Source organism: Ferrovibrio sp. GW821-FHT12B10, from assembly GCF_058807515.1.
Map to the genome: position 1 here is coordinate 1,697,065 of NZ_JBXAQT010000001.1, position 20,038 is coordinate 1,717,102.

The window sequence follows — 20,038 nt, forward strand, 5'->3', positions numbered from 1 at the left end:
CCAGCAGCAGTGTGTCGTCAGGACTTTTTGCCATGCGTGGCGGTCTCCCCCATGGTGGCCGCGCCATAGCGGCTGAGCAGCTGTCCATCCAGCCGCACCTCGATCTCCTCGCCGCGTTCGCCGCGCACGCCGATCGACAGCCGCATGAAATTGTCCGGGTTCTTCTTGGGCCGGCCGATGCGCAGCGCCAGCGCGCCGTCGCCATCGCCCGGCCGCAGCCGCTCCACCGTGGCGGCGAGGTCGACATCCATCGATGTCACCCGCGCCTCGGCCCGGCTGCTGCTGCGCGTTTCCTTCTGTGCGAAGCCGACGGCGGCACCGATCGAGAGGGCGAAATCCTCCAGGCGTTTGACGGTCATTCCTTTTTCTCCTCGTCCTCGATCCAGTACGGCTTGCGCGCGAACCCGATGTGATAGATCTGCACCTGCAGCACCACCTGGTGCTCACCGATATTGAGCAGGCTGAACGTCTTCTCGATGCCGATGATGTGGCCGCGCCCCGTGGGCGACAGGCATTTGTTGAGCAGATCGGCCTGTTTCTGAATCTCGTCTTCCGACGACAACCTTTCCGGGTCGGTACTGCCGACCGCTATGCGCTTCACGTATTTGACGTCTGTCAAATCGAACATCTGGAAAGCACCTCCCCGGAAAAGCCTTTACCTGCGTCTCGTCAGCGGTTTAGTGCTGCGTGATCGCCTTCGGGCCGACCGACGTGGCGATCATGTCGAGCACGCGCGCCAGGCCTTCGGGCATGCCGTCGTCGGTGGCATGCACTTCGACGTGGTACTTCGCCGACTGGTCGGTCGAGCGCGTGTTTTCCTTGTGCGATGCGACAGAACCCGAGATCTTGACGGTGGCGCTGATCGGGCCCCAACCGATCTTGGCTTCCGCCGACATCGCCGCCTGCATGTCCTGGGAGTCCTTCGAGGTCTCCGAGTTCTTCACCTCCATGTCGAAGGTGATATCGACCTTGTTGATCGACAGGTTCGGGACCTTGACGACGGCCAGCAACGGCACGGTCAATTCCACCGTCTCCATTTTGGAGACGAGGTTGCCGTTCGGATCGTTTTCCGTCGGCACGGTCTGCGAGGGCCGGTCGAACTTGAAGGTGACGTTACGCACGTCACCCACGGCGTTCGGGTCGGCGACGGCGCCCTGGGCAGGAGCCGGCGGCGGCAGGAAGCCGATCACCTTGATGAAGTTGGCCGTGGCATTGGCCAGGCGGATCTGAGCGTCGCAGGCCGCAGTCAGCGGACCGCCGATCAGATCGCCCATCGGCAGGCCACGGAACTGGTCTGCCATAGTGAAATTAGGCATAGCTCGCACTCCCTCTGTTGGTGGTTAGATGGACTTGTCGAGGTGGTGGATCAGACGCGCCATGCCTTCGGATGGCGGCTGACTCTCGACCCGGAGGGTGATGCGGGCCATCGGCCCGCCATCACGATTCTTGGAAGCGCCCATGTCGACGCTCAGCGGTGTATGGGCCTCACTCGGCCAGGCATCGTCGCCTGCGGGGGCGGCGGACTCAGCGGCGCCGTCCTGCGGCGCGTCTTTGGGTTTGGCCGGCGCTTCCTGTCCGCCGAGCCCGACATCGAAGCTGATCTCCATGTCCTTGACGGCGAGCGGCCGCAGGCCGACCAGCGACAACAGCGGCACACGCACCAGCCGCTCGTCGCCCTCCTGCGCGTCATGCGCCAGCGAGGGTAGACGCACATCGACGCCGACCGGGCGGTTGTCGGTGTCGAAATACTGACGGATGGCCGTGATCTGGTAGCGATGGATCTTGTCCTGCGCTTCGGCCACCGCGCCGGCGATGCTCTGGATCAGGTGATGGAGCGATAGGTTGGCCACGCACGTCCCCCGTTTCCTGGCGCTCCCGCTGCAGATCGGCTGCAACTGTGTGATCGCGCCTGCTCAACTTTGTCGGGAGTGTAGCGATTCGCCCTCGGCCGTCTTGGGAGCGGCGTCCCGATAACTTGGACAGGCGTCCCAAAATGAAAATGATACCGGCGTATGCACAACCGCTGACTCAACCTGCCATCAGGCCATGAATCCATTGCGTGAAGGGCGCCGTTCCCGTCGCTGCCGGCATCAGCGCCGCCAGCACTGCGCCATCGCCGCGCTGCGCCGCCTGCCGTGCTTCGCGCGGCGACATGCCATAGGCCTCGCGGAAGACGCGGCTGAAATGCGCCTCGTCGCTGAAGCCCTGCTCATAGGCGATATCGGCGATGCGTTCACCGGCACGCGTCGGATTGCAGATCAGGATCAGGCACTGACGCAGACGGCGGCGACGCAGATAGTGCCGCACGCCGCCATAGCGCTCGAACTGGCGATAGAGCTGGCTGCGCGAGATCAGCAGGTCCTTCACGATGGTCTCGGGCGTGAGGCTCTCACGATGCAGGTTCTGCTCGATATGGGTGCGCACGCGCTGCGCCAGACTTTCCTTCGCGCCGGCCGCCGGCGGCATCGCGGTGCCAAGATCGAAGCCGAGCGTGATGGCGATCAGATTGATCGCGGCATCCGCCAGCACGGAGGCTTCATGCAGGCCGAAGCGCGACGCTTCCATGTAGAGGCCACTGATATGACGGCCGAGTATGCTGCCCATCGGCGTGTCGCGGCCCAATACGCGGCCATGCTGGTGATTGGGATGTTTAAGCCGCGCCGCCAGCGCCGCGCGCGGCAGCACCAGGCTGATCGCTTCGCCGGCGCCCGCGATCATGCTGGCCGGCTGCGCCATGTCGAAGATGCCGACATCCATCGGGCGCAGGCGGCGCTGCGCTGCGCCGGCACCACTACGGGTGCCTAGGATACCGCTCTGCTGCAGCGGCATGTGGATCAGGTAGTGATCGAGATCGTCGAACCGGCCCTTCTGCACCGAACGGGTGTAGCGCGCCGCGTCGCTGCGGCTGTGGCAGAGCAGGAAGCCGCCGAAGTGATAGGCGGTCAGCGCCGCCGTGAAGCCTCCCACGGGCCGGTGCCGCAAAGGCCGCACGTCGAACAGGGCGGCGACCATCTGCTGCCAAGCCCGGAAGCAATCCGGGCGCGGCATCCCCGCGGTGGTGAACTGGACCACCGGTGCGCGTGGCTGCCCCTCCGCGCTACCTCCCTCATTTTCCCCTGCCGGGAACACCACCCATATTTTCTCCCTTATAGCGGGAGGAAAATGCCAAAACCCGATAGCCTTTCTGGATTACATATATTCAAGGATGCATTAATGAGTTGGAACTAATGCTCTAGGATGTCTTTATTTGGCGGCAGACCGACCAAAACAGAGGCCGTCATGCAAACGGCCCCGGCTTACGCCGGGGCCGTTCAAAGCATGGGAAGGACCGCCCGAGACCTAGCGCATCATGCCGGCAGGACGGTGTTGACCATCCAGGGAATGCCGAACCGGTCGGTCAGCATGCCGAACCGCGGCGACCAGAAGGTTTCCTGCAGCGCCATGATGACGGTGCCGCCATCGACCAGTGCGTTGAAAACGCGCTCGGCCTCGGCCGTGCTGTCGACGGCGATGGCGACCGACATGCCCTTGGTCGGTTCGTACATGCCCGGCGGCGCATCGCTGCCCATCAGCATGATATTGCCGACCTGCATGTTCATATGGACGATCTTGTCCTTGAACTCCGGCGGCATGCCTTCGCAGCCCGGCGCCGTGCCGAACGTCATCTTGTCGCCGATCTTGGCATTGAAACAGGACGCGTAGAAACGGAACGCCTCTTCGCACCGGCCGTCAAAATTCAGATAAGGGCTGAACTGCATGACGCTGCTCCTTTCACGACAGCGCGCGCAGATCGGCGCGCAGATCATCGGGCCCGGTGGCAGTGACCAGGCGGTCGATCGCCTTGTGGGTCCGCTTCCAGATCGGCAAGGCCGTCACCAGGATCTTGCGCCCAGCCCGCGTCAGCGATAGCCGCCGGCTACGCCGGTCGGCCTCGTCCACATCGATAGCCAGCAAGCCGCGCCGCTCCAGCGGCTTGAGATTGGCGGTCAGCGTGGTGCGGTCCATCGCCAGCAGTGATGAAACCTGCGCCATCGTCGGGGGTTCAGGACGGTTGAGCGACATCAGCAGCGAGAACTGCCCATGCGTGATCTCAAGCGGCCGCAAAGCGTCGTCGAAGCGCCGCGCCAGACTACGCGCGGCGCGCTGCACATGCAGGCAGAGGCAACTGTCGCGCACCATGACGGTGGCCTCGAACGGCAGGCCGGATTTCGGCTGCCGCGCGCCGGTCCTCTGCGGGGACCTGTGATGAGGCACACGTTTGGCGGTAGCCGCTTTTGACATGCCCGTATTATGTTGATATCAACTTATTCGTCAAGACGGATGGAAACGCAAGGGAGCAACTCATGAGCTACGTGGATGGTTTCGTGCTGGTGGTGCCTAAGAAGAAGCTGGCCGAGTACAAGAAGATGGCCACCAAGGCGAGCAAGGTCTGGCGCGAATTCGGCGCGCTGGAATATCGCGAATGCGTGCTGGAAGATGACAAGGTCATGATGGGTCTTCCCATGCCCAAGCTGGCCAAGGCCAAGGCCGGCGAAACCGTGATCTTCGCCTATATCGTCTACAAGTCGCGCAAGCAGCGCGACGCGGTGAACGCCAAGATCATGAAGGATCCGCGCATGCAGGCGATGTGCCCGGACCCGAAGAAGGCGCCCTTTGACATGAAGCGCATGGCCTATGGCGGCTTCACCACGATGGTCAGCGCCTGAACCAACACAGCTGAACCGGCACAAAAAGCCGGGCAACCGCCATATTTCCACCATGGTTGCCCGGCTAGACTGCCGGTATGTCGGCCGTCCCGTCCGAGTCCGCCAGCCCCTTGCCCACCAGCCGCACCACCTGCGTGATCGCCGGTGGCGGGCCGGCCGGGATGATGCTGGGCCTGCTGCTGGCCAGAGCCGGCATCACGGTCACAGTATTAGAGAAGCACAAGGATTTCTTCCGCGACTTCCGCGGCGACACTATCCACACCTCAACCCTGGAAGTGCTGCGCGAGCTCGGGCTGCTCGACGCCTTCCTGCAAGTGCCGCATCAGAAAGCCTACACCTTGAGTGGCAGCTTCGGCGCCGACAGCCTCACGCTGGCGGAATTCAAATATCTGCCGACGCCGTGCAAATACGTCGCTTTCATGCCGCAATGGGATTTCCTCGACTTCCTGAAGACGCAGGCGAGCCGCTATCCGGAATTCACCCTGCGCATGGAAGCCAAGGCCAACGCGCTGCTGCGTGAGCATGGGCGCGTCAGCGGCCTGCGCGTGAAGACGCCGCAGGGTTACGAAGAGATTCACGCCGCGCTGGTGGTGGCCTGCGACGGCCGCGATTCCGAATTGCGGCACCAGAGCGGCCTGCCGGTGATCGATCTCGGCTCGCCCATCGATGCGCTGTGGTTCCGTCTGCCGCGCGGCACGGATGATCCGCATGAACTGATCGGTCGTCTCGATCGCGGCCAGTTGCTGGCGATGATCGATCGCGGCGATTACTGGCAATGTGCCTATGTGATTCCGAAGGATAGCCTGGAGAGCCTGAAGTCGCGCGGCCTGCCGGCCCTGCATGCCGAGCTGGCGCGCCTTGTGCCCTTTGCCGCCGCGCGCCTGCAGGATGCCCTGAAAAGCTGGGATGACCTCAAGCTGCTGTCGGTGCAGGTCAACCGCCTGCATCGCTGGCATGCGCCGGGTCTGCTTTGCATCGGCGATGCCGCCCATGCGATGTCGCCGGTCGGCGGCGTCGGCATCAACCTCGCCATCCAGGATGCGGTGGCCGCCGCCAATATCCTGCATGCGGCCCTGAAGAAAGGCACTGTTTCCGATCGCCTGCTAGAACAGGTGCAGGCGCGCCGCGACAAGCCGACCAAGACGATCCAGGGCTTCCAGGTCCGCGCCCAGGCCTTCCTGTTCGAGCGCGTGCTGTCACAGACCGGGCCGTTGCGCGCGCCCTGGTTCCTCAAGCTGGTCACCCGGCTGCCCGGCTTACGCGGCCTGCTGCCGCGATTCATCGCACTCGGGCCGCGCCGGGAACATGTGGAAAGCCCCGACGTTCACCAGTGATGCGTTTTTGGCTGAAGATTGCCCTCGTCGGCTTTGCCCTTGCGGTGCTGCTGCTGTTTCTGGCCGCCGCCATCATCGGGGTATGGCCGCGCGCCGCCGCTGAGACGCTGGCCAGCCGGCTGCTGCAGCGGCCGGTCAGCATCGCCGCGCTGCAGATCGGCTGGGGCGATCCGCTGCGCGTGAGCATGCGCGACTTCAAACTCGGCAATGCGCCCGGCCTTGATGCCCCCGATATGATCACCATCGCCGGCCTGGATGCCGAGATCGACCGCAAGGCGCTGTTCGACGGCCGCGTGGTCTATCGCCGCCTGCACGTCGACAGGCCCATCGTGGTGCTGGAGCGCGATGCGAAAGGCCGCGGCAACTGGAGCTTCGGCGGCGACAACAGCGGCAGCCACCCGGACGGCGGTCTGGCACTGGTGCCAAAGAACCGCACGCAGTTCCCCAGCCTGCTCGACATGAGCGCCACGCAGGGCATGGTGCGGTATCGCGCCTCCTCGGGCCAGTGGATCTCGATCCCGCTGGACGATCTGCGCATCCAGGCGCAGACCGAGGACGCGCCGGTCACGTTGACATTGGACGGCGGCTATAACGACACGGATGCACAACTGAGCGCCACGACAGCCTCGTTCAACACGCTGCGCGATGGCGACACGCCCTTCGATGTCGGCTTCAACATCGTCACACCGGCGGCGCGCATCGACTTCAAGGGCCTGATGGCCGAGCCACTGGATTTCGAGGGCGTGCAGGGCCGGCTGGCGCTGAATGCACCGCGGCTGGATGCGCTGCTCAGCATCTTCAAAAGCGCCATCGGACTGGAGCGTGTGCCGCTGCGCATGGCCGGTGCCTTCACCCGCAACGGCGATCTGTGGCATTTCGACGGCCTTAACGGCGATCTGGCCGGCAATGCCTTCGAGGGCAGCCTGACCCTGCAGGAAGGCCCGCGCGGCCGCAGTGACCAGATTCGCGTGGTGCTGGATTTCGCCAAACTCGATCTGGCGGCGCTGTTCCCCGCCGATCCCAAGGCCGCAAAACAGGCGGCCGGCTGGCGCGGCGTGAAACTGCAGCCGCCGGCGGCGCGCGATACGGCCGAGGTCGATCTGCAGGTGAGCGCGCAGCGGTTTATCTATGCGCCCTGGCAGGCGGAAGAGCTGACCATGGCCGCCACGATGGTGCCCGGCGATATCCGCATCGAACGCCTGGCGGCGAAGCTCGCCGAGGGCGATATCGAGCTGCGCGGCACCATGACGGCCGTCGAGAAAGATGTCGGCAAGCTGGCGATGAACGTGAAGATCGATCATGCCAATGCCGACCGCCTGTTGCCGATGCTGGGCCTGCCGGCGGGACAGTTGGCCGGCACGCTCGATCTGCGTAGCACGCTGACCATGCAGGGCGCGACGTTGGGGCAGGCAGTGCGCACCGCGCAGGGCCAGAGCGTGATCGCCATGCAGGAGGGCCGCATCGCACGCGGCCTGGTCGAACTGGCCGCGGCCGACCTGCGCACGCTGTTCCGCCAGAAGGATGAGGCCAGCCGTCTGGTCTGCCTGCTGGCGGTGAGTGATGTGAAGGACGGCAAGGGGCGTTTGTCGCCGCTCGTTTTGCGCAGCGCCGGCGGCACGGTGCGCGGCGCCGGCGGCTTCAACTTGGTCGACCCGCAGATCGACCTGCTGATCCAGTCCGACCCGAAAACCACCGGCGCCTTCGCGCTCGACATCCCGATCCGCCTGCATGGCCCGCTGAACGGTGAAGGGCTGAGCGCCACGCCGCTGCGCACCGCACGGCTTCCCGAATTGCCAGTTCCAACCCTGCAGGGCGAGGCGGCCAAGCTGGCGCACAGCAATCCCTGCTGGAAATAAGGCGAAAATCAGCCATCCGGAACTGCGCCGGAGCGGCGGCGTTTCCTGACCCTCTGCTCGCCGGAGGTTTGCATGGCCGACACATCCAGGAAACGCCAGCCCGGCAAAGGCAGCGCTGGCCAGTGGTTCACCCGCTTCGCCAGCCGCGCCGCCCATATCACCGGAACACCCTGGGTCTTCGCCATCGCGGTGCTGAGCATCGCAGTCTGGGCAGCGCTCGGGCCGATGCTGGGCTTCTCCGACGTCTGGCAGCTCACCGTCAACACCGGCACCACCATCATCACCTTCCTGATGGTCTTCCTGATCCAGAACACGCAGAACCGTGATTCCGCCGCCATGCAGGTCAAGCTGGACGAGCTGATCCGGGCCAATGCAAAAGCGCATAATTCGCTGCTCGACCTGGAGGAGCTGACCGAGGACGAGCTGGAGAAATTCCGCAGCGCCTATGAAAAGCTGGCTGAACGCGCGCGCAAGACCAAGCCGATCGCTGCGGGCGGGGAGTGACGCATGCTGTCGCCGCTCACGCCCCAGGATGCCGCCGCCGAGGCCGGCCTGCGCTATGTCAGCGACGCCATGCCCGGCATCGCGCGCCGTCGCGTTGGCAAGGGCTTTGCCTATCGCACACCCGGGGGCGAAAGCCTGCGCTGCGCCATCACGTTGCAGCGGATCCGGTCGCTGGTGATTCCACCCACCTGGACGCAGGTGTGGATCTGCCCGCGCGACACCGGCCATATCCAGGCGACGGGGCGCGATGCGCGCGGCCGCAAGCAGTATATCTACCACCCGGATTTCCGCTCTTTACGCGAGACCGGCAAATACGAGGCGCTGCCGGCATTTGCCAAACTGCTGCCCGGCATCCGCGCCCGCGTCGCCGCCGACATGGCGCTGCCCGGCCTGCCGCGCGACAAGGTGCTGGCCACCATCGTGCACCTGCTGGAAACCACGCTGATCCGCATCGGCAATGCCAATTACGCGGCCCAGAACGGCAGCCATGGCCTGACCACGCTGAACCGCAAACACGTAAAGATCGAGCGCGGCGTGTTGCGCTTCCGCTTCATGGGCAAGAGCGGCAAGAGCTGGGACCTGCAGCTGCATGACCGTCGCGTGCTGAAAGTCATTCGCGCCTGCCAGGAGTTGCCGGGGCAGGAGCTGTTCCTCTATCGCGATGATGACGGCGGCGTGGCCAGCGTCAGTTCGGCCGATGTGAACGATTACCTGCGCCAGATCAGCCAGGGCAGCGAGATCACGGCCAAGGACTTCCGCACCTGGGCGGGCACCGTGCTGGCGGCGCTGACCCTGCAGGCCTTTCCCGCGCCCTCCAGCCAGCGCGTCGCCAACCGCAACCTGCGCGCGGCGCTGACGCAGGTGAGCGCCAAGCTCGGCAACACGGTGGCGATCTGCCGCAAATGCTACATCCATCCAGTGGTGATCGAGCGCTACCTGAGCGGTCGTCACCGCATCGCCATTCCCGCGATCACGCCGGCCGATGCTGCCGGCCTGCGACCGGAAGAATGGGCGGTGCTGCGTCACATTTGTGGTAAACCGCGCAAAACTGAAAAACGCACCAAAAATAATCGCAGCGGAACTACACCGCGATCACAGCGTTTATCCAACGGACGACTATATCCTTCAGCACCCCAGACTTCCGCGTCATAGGCCGTAGGCCTGAAACGTCATTCAGGTCGCCGGATAAAAAAGGAGTGCCCCATGCAGACCCAGATTCACGTTCTCGACTGGACTGTCGACGCCGCCGCCAAGATCGTCGAGAACGACGATTATATCGTGTCGATGTATGACAATGCCGAAGGCGACTATGACGTTGCCTATATCCGCGCCAAGCGCCTGCAGTCCGATGCTGTCGAGCGCGCGACCCGCGCCACCGCGATGCGCGAAGCCCGCGTCGCCTTCACATTGGCTATGCGCGGCCGCTGATTCAAGTTTCTCCGTGGAAGACCTGCCAACGGCCGCCTTCAGGGCGGCCGTTTCTTTTATGCGGCAGACTGGGCCGCCTTCAGGGCGGCCGTTCCTTTTTGGCTTAAGCCGCGGCGGCTTTTTCCGCCAGACCGAATTCCTGCGCCAGCAGCTCATAGGAACGCCGCTTCACATCCTGGCTGTGGGTCCAGGTCAGGATCACCACTTCATCCAGCTGCATCTGCGCAGCATAGAGACGCAGCTTCTGCGCCACCTGACTGGCCGCGCCGGCGAAACTGCGCTGCCACAGCGCCGCGACTTCGGTCTCTTCGGCCGGCGTGAAGGCCGGCACGTCGTCGGGTGCCAGCAAAGGACCGAGCTTGCCCTGGTTGCGGTCGAGCCGCCAGCGCGCGCGGGTGCGGAACAGATGCCGCGCCTCGTCTTCCGTGTCGGCGGCGAGCGCCCAGATACAGAGATTGGCGCGCGGCGACTGCCCAAAGGCAGACGGCTTGAAATTGCGGCGATAGAGCTTCAACGCCTGGTCGGCGCCGCGCCCGTCGGTGATGAAATGCGCAAATGAATACGGCAAGCCAAAATGCGCGGCGAGCTGCGCACCGTAATCCGACGAGCCCAGCATCCACATCTCGGGCGCCGTGGCCTCGGTCATCGGATGGGCGGCCACACTGCGGAAGCTGTGACCTTCGGGCAGCTCCAGCCCGTGCATCCAGTGCAGCAGGTCGCGCACCTGGGCGGGGAAGCCGTCGCCGCCATCGCTATGGGGATTGAGCGCGTAAGCCGTGCGGCCATCCGAACCCGGGGCGCGGCCGACACCCAGATCAATGCGACCAGGCGCCAGCGCATCGAGAATGCGGAACTGCTCGGCCACATGCAGCGCGGAATAATGCGGCAGCATCACACCGGCAGACCCCAGGCGGATACGCTCGGTGCGCATGGCCAGCGCGGCCAGCAGCACTTCAGGTGCCGTGCCGACGATACTGGCATGATTATGATGTTCGGAGACCCAGAAGCGGCTGTAGCCCAGCGCCTCGCAATGCTGCGCCAGCGCGACGGTATCGCGGATGGCGGCATCTTCAGTCTTGCCGACGGAAACGGTGGATTGGTCGAGGACGGACAGCTTGAGATCGGGCATGCACCGCATCTAGCGCAGCCCGGCATGGCCGGCAAGCCGCCAAAAACGACCTAGACGCTGAACAGCGCCACCAAGATAGCGGCGATGACGAAGGCCATCCCGATATAGACCCACAGACCGGTGGTCTGGCGGGATTCTTCGGCTGTTTCAGGCGGCAACACGTCGCCCTCGATCACCTGCTTGTCCCGGGCTTCGGTGAGGTTCATGTCCATGCCCTCCCTGCAGTTGTAGGGACTCGAACCCTGCAGAAACCCCTCAGTTCCGGGGAACAGCGGGCCTGCGCCCGGGTTTACCTTCATCTACCCACAACGGAAAACGGAAAGGAGGCCTCGATGGCAGAGGTACGGTCCATTGAATCCCGCCATGAGGCGCGCGGCGGCAATCTCGGCCCGCTGACGCCAGCCGACAAACGCGTGGTTGACCTGATCACGTTGCTGAGTCAGCGCTGTCACGATTCCCATGAAGGCTACCGCAAGGCAGCGGAACAGACCTGCGACGACGACTTGGCCTATGAATTCGAGCAGATGGCCGAGGAGCGTCGCGCCATGGCGGCGGATATCGATAACGCCTTGCGCGGACTGGGCAAGGAACCACCCAGCGGCAGTTCGTCGCTCGGTGCACTGCACAGGCTGTTCGTCGGCGCCAAATCCATGCTGTCGCGCAACGACCGCAAGGCGATCCTGGAGGAAGTGGCGCGTGGCGAAAGCGCGTTCGAGGAAACCTATGACGAGGTGCTGGTGATGGATTTGTCCTACGATCTGCGTCGCATGTTGCAGGGCCAGCATCGCTCGGCCAAGCGCGCCCGCGACTATTACGCCAGTCTGGCCGGCAGCGCGCCGGATGATCTACGGCATGGTCTCGCCACCACGGTGAATGGCGTGATCGCGGCGGCGAAACAGCGACCGATGCTGGTGACCGGCATTGCCGTCGTGGCCGGGGCCTTGTTTGCCGCCGCCGTCGCCGGCAGGCATTACAAGCGCTGGTGATGACGAGCGGCATGCTGCAGGGGCAGCAGGTTCCCGTCGATCCGCCGATGGAGCCTGGCATCCCGCCGCCCTTGAAGGAGCCGCCGCCGTTGCGCGAGCCGGAAGAACCGCCGGAGCGGCTGCCGCCCCTCAATCCGCCCATTCCGGAAAAGCTCTAGAGAAAACGCCCGCCGTAAAAAGCGGGCGTTTTCATATTCCGCCACGTCGGCAAAAAAATAGCGGATGCCGAGGCATCCGCCGAGTTGGGGGGAAGGACCTACAGAGGAAAGAACGGACTGTAGAAAGTCTGCCGGCCCCGGGCCGGGGGGAGAGTCAACCCGAGGCCGGCGATGTGGCTAGGCGGGGGGACGCACTAGGCCAGCGGGGGACGGCGCCCGGTGATGAGATGCGCGATCAGGCTGACCACGAAGATCACCAGGAAGATGAAGAACAGGATTTGCGCGATACTGGCCGAGGCAGCGGCAATGCCGCCGAAACCGAACAGGCCTGCGACCAGCGCAAGGATGAAGAAGATCAGGGCCCAATAGAGCATGGTGGCTACTCCTCTTTTGCGCCCTCCGCAGGCCGTCCTAAAACAGGGCAGGCATATCGCGGCGGGCAGTCGCAAGAGAAACGGGATCTCGCGCCTTTGGTTTCACCAAGACACGGGAGAAAACCGGGAGAAAGCTGTGACCGGGCGGTCACAGCATCGCATCCCTGTTTTTACAGTATTTGCCGATTTATCGCTATTTTTAGCCGAGCAGCAGGGTTTCCACCACGCGCTGGACCTCGGCTGCCTCGCTCAAGGTCGCCAGATCCTGCGGCTCATTGCGGGTCAGGGCGGCCACCTTGTCGAGCTGCCGCTTCAAAACCAGCGGCCGCATCTTTTCATTGGGCAGCGCATCGGGGGCTTCGCGCCAGACACCATCGGCCTCCAGCTTTTCGGCAATCGACCAGTCGCGCAGGCGGATGCGGCCCTGCGGCCCGATGATGGTGAAGAGATTGTGGTCGGGCTTGTCGGTCTTGCCGACACTGCCATCCAGCGTCACCGGCAAGGTGCCGGCCAGCAGCGCACCGGCGATGGCGCGTTCGGATTTGCCGGCTTCGGGATAGGCGACGCTATGGGACTTCAACTGAAGAGGCCCGAACAGGCGGCGCGCCAGGAACAGGAAATGTGAGCCGACCTCGCGCGCAAAGCCGCCCTGGGCGCGCGCATCCAGCCAGTTCACCGCATCGACCTGCCAGGGCCGCGGCCAGGCGGCGAAGCCGATCTCGATCTCGATGCGCTCGACCGGACCCGTCGCGCCCTCCTTCATCCAGGCACGCAGCTGGTCGACCGCAAAGGACGAGGCGAAGGGGAAATTGACGCCGCTGCGACCGGCCGCGGTCGCGGCCTGCTTCACGAAAGCATCGGCATCGGCGATATCGACGGCCAGCGGCTTTTCACAGAAGACCGCCTTGTTTGCTGCGAAAGCCGAGCGCGCATAGCCCAGATGGGAAGCCGGCGGCGAGGCGATATACAGGCAGTCGCAGGCAGCGATGGTATCGGCCGCCGAGGCCAGTCGCGATATCTGGGGCAGATCGGCGGCCAGACGCTGCATCGCCACCTCGGAAGGATCCCAGACGCCGGCGACCGTCAGCACGGCCGGATCGTGGTTGATGGCGGCGCGCAGCAGGCGCTCGCCCATGATGCCGTATCCGATAATGCCCAGACGAACTGCCGACATGGCTGACTGACCCCTGAATGAAAATGCCGCGCATTATAGGAATGGCTGGCGGTTTGACTACAGCGGACCAAATGGGCCAGTGCGAGCAGGGGGTAACTCCAGCTTGCACGAAACGCATGGTCTCGCTGATCGATCTCGATCGCCTGGTGGAAGCCGGCCAGATCACCGATACGCCGCTGCTGGAAAACGCGGCCTGACATACCGTGCGTTCCCCAGACGCCCATGAAAAAGGCGGGTCGCGCAAGCGCCCGCCTTTTTGTATCTGATGTCGTCCGCTTTTATCTGATGCGGAAGGGCAGGTTCGCCGTGGCCGCCGCGCCCTTGCCGTCACGCACGGTGACGAACAGGCGGTAGTTGCCGGGCTGCAGCCCCGCGATCGCCGCGCCCTTCGGGCCGGGCTCGCGCACCGCCTGCGGGAAGACCGGCGGCACGGCTTCAGCATCGCCGGCGGTTTTCAGGTCGGTGCTTTCCGCCATCACCTGCCAGACCACGCCATACTGGTCGCCGTCCGGATCCTCGACGGCCAGTTCGGCACGACCGACCTGGTCCTTGTTCCACTCATCGCCACCCTGCGTGAAGCGGAACAGCGCGATGCGCGGCGCGCGGTTGCCCTGCGGGGTGTTGCCGCCCCAAGCCGCCGCCATCGCCTCGGCCACGCGGCCATACTCTCCACCCTGCAGCAGCAGGCTGTGCCAGGTCGGCGTCACTTCCTGCTTCTGGCCCCAATAGAAGACGATCTGACCCTGCACCTGCGGCTGCAACGCAGTGAACCAGCGCGACATCATCGCCGCCTTTTCGTCGCTGCTGGGTTCGATCGCCGCGCCCCAGCTGGTGCGCCGCGCCTGCCACTGGCCGAGCGGGCCCATCTCGGTGACGATCAGCGGGCCACGCCAGCCCTGCGCATGCACGCGCGACGGCAGCGAGGGCAGCGCATCGCCATAGGAGTTGACACCCAGCACCTGGATGCTGGGGGCATGCTTGCGCAGCTTGACGATCTTGTCGGCGCCGGTCTCGGCCAGGATCGCCATGGTGGGATGGTTGGGATCGAGGCGGCGGACCAGGCGCGCGGCTTCCTCGATGGCCGGCCAGACATCGCTGTCGTCCTTGAGATCGGACTCGATCTCGTTGCCGATGCCCCACATCAGCAGGGCGGGATGGTTCTTGTAGCGGTTGACGAACTCGGTGAGCTTCTGCAGCTGCGGCCCGACCTGCGAGAGATCGCGATAGCTGAAGCCCCGGCGCGGATGCTCCATCCAGAAGCCGGCGATCACCATCAGGCCGGCCTTCTGCGCCTCGTCCAGCACGAAGCCGGTCTCGTCGCCATAGGTGCGCACCGTGGTGGCGCCCAACTGCTTGAGCAGGCCGAAGCGGCTCTGGCCGGCGGCGCCCACGGCCACGAAGGGCTTGCCGTCGACCAGGATGGCGTCGCGCTCGACCACCACATTGGCAGCCTGCGCGGCGGGAACGGCAAGACCGGCGGCGCCCAGCAGGGCAGCGGTCAGGCCAATGAAGGCAAAGGGGCGGAACAACAGCATGGCCGAGACTCATGCCCAGATGCGCCGCCGCATGCAAGCGCCTTCGCGGTGACAGTGGATAAAACCCCGGTTTCCCGGCTGACGGCCTCAATCGGCCGGCGCACCGACGCTGTTGCTGGCGGCGGCGACGGGATCGGCCTTGGCCGCTTCAGCCGGACCGGAGCGCAGCGGGGTTTCGCGCAGGCGGATAATGACGGCCAGCGCCAAGGCGGCCACCGCGGCGCCGATCAGGAACACGGTCTGGAAGGCGCCGGTCATGGCGGCGGCCACGCCTTCGCGCAGGGGTAGCGGCGTGGTGACGAGTGCACTCGTGCCCGCACGCAGCAGGTGGACGGCGGGCGCGGCACCCAGCAGCTCGTGCCCCGGCACAGCAGCGATCAGCTGGTTCATGCGGCCGATCAGCACCGCGCCGAACAGCGCCACACCGAAGGAGCCACCCATCGAGCGGAAGAAAGAGACCGAGGCCGTGCCGACGCCCAGGTCGCGATGCTCGACTGTGTTCTGCACCGCCATCAGCATGATCGGCATGAACAGGCCGACGCCATAGCCCGACATCGCCATGAAAAGCCCGGTGAGCCAGAGCGGGGTGGTGGCGCTGACGGTGCTGAGCAGCAGCATGGCCATCAGCACGAATCCTAAGCCGATCAGCGGAAAGCGCTTGTAGCGGCCGGTGCGGCTGGCGATCTGGCCCGCCGTGATGGCCCCTGCAACTGAGGTGCAGGTGAGCGGAATCAGCATCAGGCCGGCATCGCCCGACGTCATCTGGTAGACCATCTGCAGCAGCAGCGGCATGTAGACCAGGCTGCCGATCATCACCATGGCCAGCAGGGTGCTGGCACCCATGGCAATGACATAGTTGGCGTTGCGGAACAGGCGCGGCGGCAGGATCGGCTCGGGCGCGTGATGCTCCTGCCAGACGCTGGCGGCGAACAGCAGCAGCGCCGCGATGCCAAGGCCGACGATCACCGGCGAGGTCCATTCGACTTCGTTGCCGCCCATGGTGGTGATCAACAGAATGCAGCAGACGGCCGAAACGATCAGCACCGCGCCGGCATAGTCGATCTTGTGGCGCAGCCGCTTCACCGGCAGACGCTTCAGCGTCTTCTGCGCCATCAGCAGCGCGCCCAGGCCAAACGGCAGGTTGATCCAGAAGATCCAGGCCCAACCCCAGTGTTCGGTGAACAGGCCGCCCAGCACCGGGCCGGCAACGCTGGCCACCGCAAACACGCTGGCGATGTAGCCCTGGTAGCGGCCGCGTTCGCGCGGGCTGACCACATCGGCGATGGTGGCATGCGCCATCGCCAGCAGGCCGCCGCCGCCCAGGCCCTGCAGCGCCCGATAGAGCACCAGCTCCTTCATCGTCGTCGCCAAGCCACAGAGCAGCGAGGTGATCAGGAAGATGGCGATGGCCACCTGCAGCATGCGTTTGCGGCCATAGAGATCGGAGAGCTTGCCGTAGATCGGCGTCGCCGCCGTGGAGGTGAGCAGATAGGCCGAGACCACCCAGCTCAAGTGTTCGGCGTCGCGCAGGTCGGCGGCGATGCCGGGCAGCGCGGTGGCGACGATGGTCTGCTCAAGGGCGGCCAGGAACATGCCGAGCATCAGCCCGAACAGGATGACGATCTTTTCCTGATGGCTGAAATAGACGGGACCCGAATGCGGGTCGGTGGCGGGCGTCTGGCTGGTCATGATCGACGGGGAGCTGCGCGGCGCGGGCAAAGGAGGCTGCGTCGCAGGGGAAAACGTCGTATACGTTCTACTAGACCCGCAGCGCCGGGCTGGCAAGACGCATTTCGCTACGCCGCGCCGTCATATATATGGTGCGTAAATGGTTCGTCTGGTCCCGCTGGTCCGGTGTGACCGCATCGGTTAGCGTGCAGCGGTTTTTTGGGGAGTTTCATGCGTCACCATCTGGAACATTTCGTCGAGCGTGCACTGTTTGCCAGCCGCTGGATCATGGCGCCCTTCTATATGGGCCTGGCCGTCGCGCTGCTGCTGCTGCTGATCAAGTTCCTGCAGGAGCTGTTCCACACCATCCCCGTCGTCTTCACGATGAGCGAATCCCAGCTCGTGCTGTCGATCCTGTCGCTGATCGACCTGTCGCTGGCCGGCAACCTGCTGCTGCTGGTGATCTTCTCGGGCTACGAAAACTTCGTCTCCAAGATCGATACCGGCGACAACAAGGACCGTCCGAGCTGGATGGGCAAGATCGATTACTCGGGCATGAAGCTGAAACTGGTGGCCAGCATCGTGGCCATCTCGGCGATCCAGCTGCTGCGTGCCTTCATGAATATCGAGGAGCGCAACAATATCGAGCTGGCCTGGCTGGTCGGCATCCACCTCACCTTCGTCATCTCCGGCGTGCTGCTGGCCTGGATGGACCGCCTGACCGAGCATGCCGAGGGCCATGGCAAGGATCCGCATATCCCCGATGACGAGACCGTCGCCGACGGCACCATCGACAACGGCGATGCCAAGGCCAAGCCGGCGCCGAAGAAGAAAAGCGAGCACTGACGGCGTCATGATGCGGCAGCGGTGGGGCGCGCGGCGGACGGCGCTTGCACTGCTGTCGCTCCTGCTGCTGCCCATCCTGCTGGCCGCCTGCGCGGGCGATCCCTATCGTGACTACGATCCCTATCCGGAAGCGATCCAGCGCCCGCATCCGGCGCCGCAATTCCAGGCCGTGCCGCATACCGACCGTGCCGGTGCGGTGCTCACCGGCTTGGATCCCGGTCGCTCCTTCTTTCCGCTGGCCTTGAGCGGCGCACTGGTGGATTACAATCTCGGCCTCAATCGCGGCTTCCACACAGCCTTCCTCGCCGACTTCAACGCGGTCGTCGCCGATCCGGAGCAGCCGCTGGATGGCATGCTGGCGGCGGCGGAAGGATCGCGGGTGCAGTTGCTGCGACCCTCGCAGGACTTGCCGCATGCCGCACTGCTGGATGCCTCAACCGCATCCGTCGTTCCCATGCCACGCGATCCCGCGCTGGCCGACCGCTTCGCCGCCGCCGCGCGACAGACCCCGACCCGTCCGGTCTGGGCGCTGCTGCCCGCCTATGCCAAGGCGCAGGAGCGCCTGCTCGAACCGCAGGAGGCGCGGGTGCTGGCCTGGAGCGCCATTGTCGCCGGCGCCAGCGGCCTGATCTGGCAGGGCGAGGACAATTACGCCGCACGCAACGCCGGCGCGCTGGGCATCACCGCGCAGCCGCGGCTGGATTACGGCATCCGCACCGGCAGCATCGCGCCGCTGGTGGTGACGCCGGAAGCCGCATCCTCGGCGCGCCGTCTGTGGGATGCGGTGGCGCAGATGAACCGGCGCTTCGCCCGCATCGCGCCGGCGCTGCTGCAGCCCGACGCCAGCGGCTACAGCGTCGGCATCCGCAGCGACGCCAGGCGCGAGGCCGCGCCGCTGCTGCGCACGATGATGAAGCGCCATGACGGCGGCTATCTGCTGATCGTGGTCAATCCGGCGCCGCGCAGCGAGGCCTATCGCATCGCGCTGTCCTTCACCAGGGTGGCGCGGATGGATGACGAGGCGCCGGTGGAGCAGGATTCCGAGCGCGGCCTGTTCCGCGACCGCATCGATGCTTACGGCGTGCAGCTCTACCGCATCATGCCTTGACGGGCAGGATGGCGGCGCAGAGCGCGGGCACCGCCGCCTTGTCCCTACCATGCACCACAAAGCTTTCGGTACTGCGGGCCACACCCGTCACCGTGACGGCCACGCCGCGCTTGGGGCAAATGCCGAGACAGCGCACGCGGGCGACGCGCACATCCTTCTTATGGTCACGCGCCTTGATCTCGTCCTTCAGCGCCTGGGTCAGTTCAACGCCTTTGCCGCCCTCGCATTCCGAGCAGACCAGCACCAGCGCCGTCGACCATGGCGCGTCAACGACTTCGAGAACCGGCTTTTCTGGATGCGACATGGGAGTTTTCAGAACACGCGTTTTCGGATAAGACTGCCTGTACCGAGATAGGGCGACGCGCAGCGAAGCGCAAGCTTGGCTTGGGCACAAGAGAGATAAAACGTCTCGCCCCCGTCTCCGGTTCCACACTGTTGCACAACTACAACGCCGCCAACCGTTTTACGGAAATGACGGTGCATATCCTTGTGCGGCGCGTTGAGAACCCCACATCAGCGGCAACTGCCCGTGCAAAAAAGGCAGAGCTCGCGCCCCTCGCCACTTGTGTAAAGGATTGCATCGCATGTCACGCATCGCTCCCCGTATCGCCTCCGCCGCTTTCGCGGCCGCCCTTCTCACCGCCACCGCTGTCGTTCCGGCCATGGCCCAGGACAATACTGCGCTGCGCACCGGCAGCTATGGCGGTATCAGCGGCGGCGCGCTCATCCCGCAGGATCGCGACGGCAACAGCAGCCTCGAGCTGCAGAGCAACACCGGCTACAGCCTGTTCGGCCAGTACGGTTACCGCTTCCCCAACCAGCTCCGCCTGGAAGGCGAACTCGGTTACGGCAACTATGAATTCGACCGGTTGCGTCGCGGCGGCAGCAGCAGCGCGGTCAGCGATGACGTCGACCAGTATTCGGCGACAGGCGCAGCCTATTACGACTTCAACACGCGCTCGCCGATGACCCCGTATCTCGGTGCGGGCGCCGGTATCGTGCATCAGCGCCTCGATCGCAACACCGCCAGCGCCGGCGGCGCGACGCTGGGCGGCAACGACGGCAACAGCACCGACTTCACCGCGTTTGGCGAAGCCGGTCTGGCCTACCAGGTGTCGAAGAGCCTGGAGATCGTGCCGAGCTATCGCTACCAGTGGATCAATGATGGCGAGCAGGGCCTGGACGACACCACCCAGCATGTGGCCCGCATCGGCTTGCGCAGCTGGTTTTAA

The 20,038-nt window shown here is 65.0% G+C and carries 26 protein-coding genes; 12 read left to right on the plus strand and 14 right to left on the minus strand.

From position 1 onward, the window contains the following. Positions 1–17: 17 nt before the first annotated feature. The 7 genes from AC1RRT_RS08575 to AC1RRT_RS08605 all read right to left on the minus strand — a co-directional run bounded on the left by AC1RRT_RS08575 (position 18) and on the right by AC1RRT_RS08605 (position 4,281). Positions 18–359 (minus strand): hypothetical protein, encoded by a 342-nt coding sequence (locus AC1RRT_RS08575; RefSeq protein WP_493013368.1) that lies wholly within the window; start codon positions 357–359, stop codon positions 18–20. After that, the gene (locus AC1RRT_RS08580; RefSeq protein WP_493013369.1) at positions 356–628 is read right to left on the minus strand and encodes a hypothetical protein; all 273 of its coding nucleotides are present in this window, start codon (positions 626–628) and stop codon (positions 356–358) included. Before AC1RRT_RS08580 ends, AC1RRT_RS08575 begins: the two co-directional genes overlap by 4 nt. 49 nt (positions 629–677) lie before the next feature. Continuing rightward, positions 678–1,316 (minus strand): DUF2589 domain-containing protein, encoded by a 639-nt coding sequence (locus tag AC1RRT_RS08585; protein ID WP_493013370.1) that lies wholly within the window; start codon positions 1,314–1,316, stop codon positions 678–680. A gap of 24 nt (positions 1,317–1,340) precedes the next feature. Then, positions 1,341–1,850 (minus strand): DUF2589 domain-containing protein, encoded by a 510-nt coding sequence (locus AC1RRT_RS08590; RefSeq protein WP_493013371.1) that lies wholly within the window; start codon positions 1,848–1,850, stop codon positions 1,341–1,343. A gap of 178 nt (positions 1,851–2,028) precedes the next feature. Continuing rightward, positions 2,029–3,012: a helix-turn-helix domain-containing protein gene (locus tag AC1RRT_RS08595; protein ID WP_493013372.1), complete on the minus strand. Its 984-nt coding sequence runs from the start codon at positions 3,010–3,012 to the stop codon at positions 2,029–2,031. A 335-nt stretch (positions 3,013–3,347) separates the two neighbouring features. Further along, positions 3,348–3,758 (minus strand): VOC family protein, encoded by a 411-nt coding sequence (locus tag AC1RRT_RS08600; RefSeq protein WP_493013373.1) that lies wholly within the window; start codon positions 3,756–3,758, stop codon positions 3,348–3,350. Positions 3,759–3,771: 13 nt separating this feature from the next. Then, positions 3,772–4,281, minus strand: a complete 510-nt coding sequence (locus AC1RRT_RS08605) for a MarR family winged helix-turn-helix transcriptional regulator (RefSeq protein ID WP_493013374.1) — start codon at positions 4,279–4,281, stop codon at positions 3,772–3,774. 62 nt (positions 4,282–4,343) lie between these two features. Between AC1RRT_RS08605 and AC1RRT_RS08610 the strand changes: the two genes are divergently transcribed. The 6 genes from AC1RRT_RS08610 to AC1RRT_RS08635 all read left to right on the plus strand — a co-directional run bounded on the left by AC1RRT_RS08610 (position 4,344) and on the right by AC1RRT_RS08635 (position 9,828). After that, entirely contained in the window at positions 4,344–4,706 is a 363-nt protein-coding gene (locus tag AC1RRT_RS08610) for a DUF1428 domain-containing protein (RefSeq protein WP_493013375.1), read from the plus strand. 77 nt (positions 4,707–4,783) lie between these two features. After that, the gene (locus tag AC1RRT_RS08615; RefSeq protein WP_493013376.1) at positions 4,784–6,040 is read left to right on the plus strand and encodes an FAD-dependent oxidoreductase; all 1,257 of its coding nucleotides are present in this window, start codon (positions 4,784–4,786) and stop codon (positions 6,038–6,040) included. Then, the gene (locus AC1RRT_RS08620) at positions 6,040–7,896 is read left to right on the plus strand and encodes an AsmA family protein (RefSeq protein WP_493015155.1); all 1,857 of its coding nucleotides are present in this window, start codon (positions 6,040–6,042) and stop codon (positions 7,894–7,896) included. Before AC1RRT_RS08615 ends, AC1RRT_RS08620 begins: the two co-directional genes overlap by 1 nt. A 72-nt stretch (positions 7,897–7,968) precedes the next feature. Further along, positions 7,969–8,400 (plus strand): low affinity iron permease family protein, encoded by a 432-nt coding sequence (locus tag AC1RRT_RS08625; RefSeq protein ID WP_493013377.1) that lies wholly within the window; start codon positions 7,969–7,971, stop codon positions 8,398–8,400. Positions 8,401–8,403: 3 nt separating this feature from the next. Further along, on the plus strand, positions 8,404–9,552 hold the full coding sequence (locus AC1RRT_RS08630) for a DNA topoisomerase IB (protein ID WP_493013378.1): 1,149 nt from the start codon (positions 8,404–8,406) through the stop codon (positions 9,550–9,552). A gap of 51 nt (positions 9,553–9,603) precedes the next feature. Next, the gene (locus AC1RRT_RS08635; protein ID WP_493013379.1) at positions 9,604–9,828 is read left to right on the plus strand and encodes a hypothetical protein; all 225 of its coding nucleotides are present in this window, start codon (positions 9,604–9,606) and stop codon (positions 9,826–9,828) included. 103 nt (positions 9,829–9,931) lie between these two features. On the opposite strand, the gene AC1RRT_RS08640 is transcribed toward AC1RRT_RS08635, so the two are convergent. Together AC1RRT_RS08640 and AC1RRT_RS08645 are read right to left on the minus strand one after the other, a co-directional pair. Next, on the minus strand, positions 9,932–10,957 hold the full coding sequence (locus AC1RRT_RS08640; protein WP_493013380.1) for an LLM class flavin-dependent oxidoreductase: 1,026 nt from the start codon (positions 10,955–10,957) through the stop codon (positions 9,932–9,934). 50 nt (positions 10,958–11,007) lie between these two features. Further along, positions 11,008–11,163, minus strand: coding sequence for a hypothetical protein (locus tag AC1RRT_RS08645; protein WP_493013381.1), 156 nt, complete (start codon positions 11,161–11,163; stop codon positions 11,008–11,010). Positions 11,164–11,289: 126 nt separating this feature from the next. Between AC1RRT_RS08645 and AC1RRT_RS08650 the strand changes: the two genes are divergently transcribed. Together AC1RRT_RS08650 and AC1RRT_RS08655 are read left to right on the plus strand one after the other, a co-directional pair. Beyond that, positions 11,290–11,943 carry a ferritin-like domain-containing protein gene (locus AC1RRT_RS08650; RefSeq protein WP_493013382.1) on the plus strand — a complete coding sequence of 218 codons (654 nt, stop codon included), beginning with the start codon at positions 11,290–11,292 and terminating at the stop codon, positions 11,941–11,943. Beyond that, positions 11,943–12,101 (plus strand): hypothetical protein, encoded by a 159-nt coding sequence (locus AC1RRT_RS08655; protein ID WP_493013383.1) that lies wholly within the window; start codon positions 11,943–11,945, stop codon positions 12,099–12,101. Before AC1RRT_RS08650 ends, AC1RRT_RS08655 begins: the two co-directional genes overlap by 1 nt. A gap of 194 nt (positions 12,102–12,295) precedes the next feature. Here AC1RRT_RS08655 and AC1RRT_RS08660 read toward each other — a convergent pair whose 3' ends face one another. Beyond that, entirely contained in the window at positions 12,296–12,475 is a 180-nt protein-coding gene (locus tag AC1RRT_RS08660) for a DUF1328 domain-containing protein (RefSeq protein ID WP_493013385.1), read from the minus strand. Positions 12,476–12,674: 199 nt separating this feature from the next. Continuing rightward, a complete protein-coding gene (locus tag AC1RRT_RS08665; RefSeq protein ID WP_493013386.1) occupies positions 12,675–13,649 on the minus strand; it encodes a Gfo/Idh/MocA family protein in 975 nt (324 codons plus the stop codon). A 53-nt stretch (positions 13,650–13,702) separates the two neighbouring features. Here AC1RRT_RS08665 and AC1RRT_RS08670 point away from each other — a divergent pair, with 53 nt between their 5' ends. Then, positions 13,703–13,846, plus strand: coding sequence for a hypothetical protein (locus tag AC1RRT_RS08670; protein WP_493013387.1), 144 nt, complete (start codon positions 13,703–13,705; stop codon positions 13,844–13,846). A gap of 81 nt (positions 13,847–13,927) precedes the next feature. Here the strand turns inward: AC1RRT_RS08670 and AC1RRT_RS08675 are convergent, their stop codons facing one another. Both AC1RRT_RS08675 and AC1RRT_RS08680 read right to left on the minus strand, forming a co-directional pair. Next, complete coding sequence (locus AC1RRT_RS08675) at positions 13,928–15,184, minus strand: glycoside hydrolase family 2 TIM barrel-domain containing protein (protein ID WP_493013388.1); 1,257 nt, start codon at positions 15,182–15,184, stop codon at positions 13,928–13,930. Positions 15,185–15,271: 87 nt separating this feature from the next. Next, complete coding sequence (locus tag AC1RRT_RS08680; RefSeq protein WP_493013389.1) at positions 15,272–16,873, minus strand: MDR family MFS transporter; 1,602 nt, start codon at positions 16,871–16,873, stop codon at positions 15,272–15,274. 210 nt (positions 16,874–17,083) lie between these two features. Between AC1RRT_RS08680 and AC1RRT_RS08685 the strand changes: the two genes are divergently transcribed. After that, positions 17,084–17,698 (plus strand): TIGR00645 family protein, encoded by a 615-nt coding sequence (locus AC1RRT_RS08685; RefSeq protein ID WP_493013390.1) that lies wholly within the window; start codon positions 17,084–17,086, stop codon positions 17,696–17,698. 7 nt (positions 17,699–17,705) lie between these two features. After that, positions 17,706–18,806, plus strand: a complete 1,101-nt coding sequence (locus AC1RRT_RS08690; protein ID WP_493013391.1) for a hypothetical protein — start codon at positions 17,706–17,708, stop codon at positions 18,804–18,806. Here AC1RRT_RS08690 and AC1RRT_RS08695 read toward each other — a convergent pair. Next, the gene (locus AC1RRT_RS08695; RefSeq protein ID WP_493013392.1) at positions 18,796–19,110 is read right to left on the minus strand and encodes a hypothetical protein; all 315 of its coding nucleotides are present in this window, start codon (positions 19,108–19,110) and stop codon (positions 18,796–18,798) included. The two genes, AC1RRT_RS08690 and AC1RRT_RS08695, sit on opposite strands and share 11 nt — an antisense overlap. Before the next feature lie 280 nt (positions 19,111–19,390). Here AC1RRT_RS08695 and AC1RRT_RS08700 point away from each other — a divergent pair, with 280 nt between their 5' ends. Then, the gene (locus AC1RRT_RS08700; protein ID WP_493013393.1) at positions 19,391–20,038 is read left to right on the plus strand and encodes an outer membrane protein; all 648 of its coding nucleotides are present in this window, start codon (positions 19,391–19,393) and stop codon (positions 20,036–20,038) included.